This window comes from Porticoccus sp. GXU_MW_L64 (assembly GCF_052983295.1).
The window spans coordinates 1-3341 of record NZ_JBRKJK010000033.1 but is presented as its reverse complement, the minus strand read 5'-3'; the positions used below and the strand labels follow the sequence as shown (position 1 = coordinate 3341).

Below are 3341 nucleotides of genomic sequence, written 5' to 3'. Positions count from 1 at the left end.
GGAGCCTTGTCCGGGCAGCTCTTTATTCATGCCCGTAGATTCATCCAGCAGTATGGGTGGTCACCGACTTAAACCATTCCGTGGTGACAACTCTAAATACACGACTTCGTGTCGCACTCAATGAGGAACACAGCCGCTTGCGGCGAGTAGTCATTGAACCGGGTGGTTTTGATACCCTTGTGTATGGGTTGCAGTGCGCTGCAACCCTGCTCCCGGCGAGGGTGGGATGGCCCAGCGGCCAGGGCGAAGCCCTTAGAGCGAATAACCTTTTCTTCGTCTTTTCCTGTTTATCCCTAAGACAGATAATTTTGAGTAATCTGCTCTCTTTCATGGCCCAGCAGTTTAGAGACAGCAAGCCGCGCCTGCCTGTCGATTTCCCGCTGTTCAGTAGTCAGTTGCTGCTTTGTCGGGCCACCACAGACCGGAGCGGGCCAGCCGGTCAGTTCCAGGTACTTTGCTTGGGCGTAGGCATGACGCAGGCCGTGCAGCTTGTGAAAGCCTGCCTTGGCGGTTTGCTTTTCGTAGCGCCGCATTTGCTGGACGTAAGATAAATGCCGAGGAATCAACGAGCCGTTACCCGCCAGCTGATGAGCGCGGTTCAATACGTCCCTTTGCTGGTGGTTTTCAATAGGGATGATTCTGGCTTTACCCCCTTTGCACCAAGTAGCTTTGAGTATGATGTGATCCTGCTGATCAGCGTAGCTGGGTATAAATTTGATGCTTTCTTCCCGACGCAGGCCAAACGTCGCCTGTAGCTCAAGGCTGATTTTAATGTGCGGGTCGTCAATGCGATTCAACTGTTGCTGGTCAAGATTTTGTGCCTTGGATTCCACGGCTTTGTATTGAATAGGCTGTATGTCGTAGTGGCTGTTTGAACGGGCCACGACCTGGGGACGACCTATCTTGTCGGCCCACCAGCGCAAATAAGATAAACGGTTTTTCAGAGTGCGGGGATTGATGCCTTCTTGCTGGTACTGTTTGACCAGGGCATCCACATGCTTTTGTTTTAAGGAGCGGGCCCTCATGCCTCTAAAACCCAGCTTGTGTAAATCATTGGCCATCTTTTGGAGATTGGCTTCACGAGTTGAGCGGGTACTGTGGCTGCCGTCCCGGTTGGTTTTACACAGTTGTTTAAGTTCGTAATTCAGTTTCTGCATCGTGTGGTATCCAGCGCTCTGTTGGATACCGGATTTTGATGGCTGTCGGAAACCAGGCCAGTGATTCGCATTCGTTGGCTTTGGAAAGTTTAGGAGAATTGGCCAGATACTTGAAAAAACGTCCGTTACTAACGGTCTTGGGCCAATCAGTGATCAATCACTAATTGCGTATTCCATTGAATATCCGGCCAAAAAGGCGATGGTGGTTTTGCCGTTGTTTTTCGGCATTGATTGACCGTTATCCGATAGCAACGACCGTTACTAACGGTTGCATGAATTCAGTAACGGTGGGGTCGTCCGTTACTAACGGTTGTAACCATTCAGTAACGGACAGATGCCCACAAGCAGCGGTTCAGTACAACGGTCATGGTTGAGGTCAGGTTCTTTTGTCTGGCTTTTGCTTGCCCCTGGCAAACGTCTTGTCCGGGGCGGTTAGGAGAGGATCGGTAACGCACAATACCAGCGCGGTGTTCAATCATTCGGTGAGTGTTAATAGTCCAGTGCGGTAATGAGCCGCAAAGTGCGCAATAGACAATCCATGCGCCGTTGACTGAGGGACACCACTCCCTAAAACCTGAATATGGATGATTACCTTCTGTCGTTATCCCCAAGATGGGACTTGTCGCCAGAGTCGTTCAACCTATTCAACCGTTTGTACTCGATATTGCTGTTTTCCTCCTGTGTGGGCGTAGTGCCTTCAAAGGCTTGTACCACGAGTGAGTGGCGCTTTTGCTCTGGTGAGCCGTTGCAACCAAAAGCCTCGAAAGGCGGTTTGCTACTGAGAGTGCAGTAGTCACACGTAAAAACTGGGGTTCTATTTCCAACAAATACAGCCAGTGGAAACCTGGAATCCATTATGGTTGTTGAGGGTAAAAATACCGGGATAATCCCTTCGTCACTTTAGGAAAGATACCTCTAGCTCAGTATTTGCGCGACGTTGCCGCCGCGTCACTACTCCGAAAAGATGGAGCAGTGACGCGGCTAGGAATGGCAGTTAGATGTATTTAATGATGTGAGTTGAGTACAGAAAGGAATAAAAATAATGAATGGCTCATTAGGGGCTTTGCCCCTAGCCGCAAGGCTTACCCTAACCTCGCCGGTAGGCAGGGTGCCTGTTGGCAGGCACTCATTGATAGGTTGTTTTTTTGATTGCCTGTCAATGAGTTCTCGCCGCAAGCGGCGGTGCTCCTCGGTTGACAGGCATGGGGGGTCAATGATTTAGCTGTAGCGGACATATAGTGAATCAGGATTTTTGCAACACACACTGAATATTCACCAGCCCCGGCTTGCTGGTTTTCTCAATAGTAATGTGCTGAATATGTATCTGGTATTGTTCCTCCAACAACGAAAACAGTTGAATGGCTTTCTCAAACGGCACCTGCGTCATCCAGGCTCTTAAGCTTTCGCCTTCCGGCTGTAGTCGGTTGATCGCTACTTGAACAGATTTGGCCGCACTGGTAGTGGATTCCATAATGGGTTTGTCTGTGGACGTTTTCTTGGGCGCAGCAGCCAGTTGCCGGACTTGCGGTGCGTGTTGTTCTACCCATTGCAATAATGCCTGCTGTTCAACAACTCGGTCTTTGCCATCTTGATAATAGTGGTAGGCAGGCATTGCCAAGCCATAAACCAAAATCAACACCCCAAAAAAAACAGCCAGTATTTTTAAGGCAAGCTGATCTCTATCATCAAGCTGCTGGTAACGTTCCCGTAAATTTGTGCTATTCATCCATTAGCTCTCCGATACCTGCATTCTCACCAGTACCCCGGCGTCGTTGCTGTTACTGGATAAGACTTTCGCGTTCAGTTCGGCTTTTTCCAATGCCTGGCGCAATTGGCTGATGCTCTCATTGCTGTTGCTCTGCACTTCCAGTTGCAGTGTCCCTTGCTGTTGGTCAAAACGCAGATAACGCACTTGATGAGGTGTATTCAGTGCCGGTGCACAGCGTGCCAGCAAGTCCATAAACTGCCCGTCAGATGTGGAATGGGTTTGGTTTTTCAGAAAACCCTGCATGCGTCGTTTGATATTGGCGGTATTTTGGGTATTGGGTACGGCACTTAAGAATACTGTTAGATTGCATCCAAAATTGACCCACTAACCCCCCATATTTGCATCGAATTTTGACCCACGTATAACCCCTTCCTGACTTCATCCGAAGCAGGAGTAACCAGGAGTGATAGACGTGG

Annotated in this window: 2 protein-coding genes and 1 pseudogene; all 3 read right to left on the bottom strand. The window is 49.5% G+C overall.

Annotation, left to right across the window (positions count from 1 at the left end):
- Positions 1-293: 293 nt before the first annotated feature.
- Positions 294-1157 (bottom strand): phage integrase N-terminal domain-containing protein, encoded by an 864-nt coding sequence (locus ACVBEJ_RS14445; RefSeq protein ID WP_447130338.1) that lies wholly within the window; start codon positions 1155-1157, stop codon positions 294-296.
- A gap of 1243 nt (positions 1158-2400) precedes the next feature.
- Complete coding sequence (gene gspM, locus ACVBEJ_RS14440; protein ID WP_447130337.1) at positions 2401-2883, bottom strand: type II secretion system protein GspM; 483 nt, start codon at positions 2881-2883, stop codon at positions 2401-2403.
- Between the two features lie 3 nt (positions 2884-2886).
- A pseudogene (locus ACVBEJ_RS14435) lies at positions 2887-3210 on the bottom strand (GspL/Epsl periplasmic domain-containing protein); the annotation flags it as partial.
- Positions 3211-3341 lie beyond the last annotated feature (131 nt).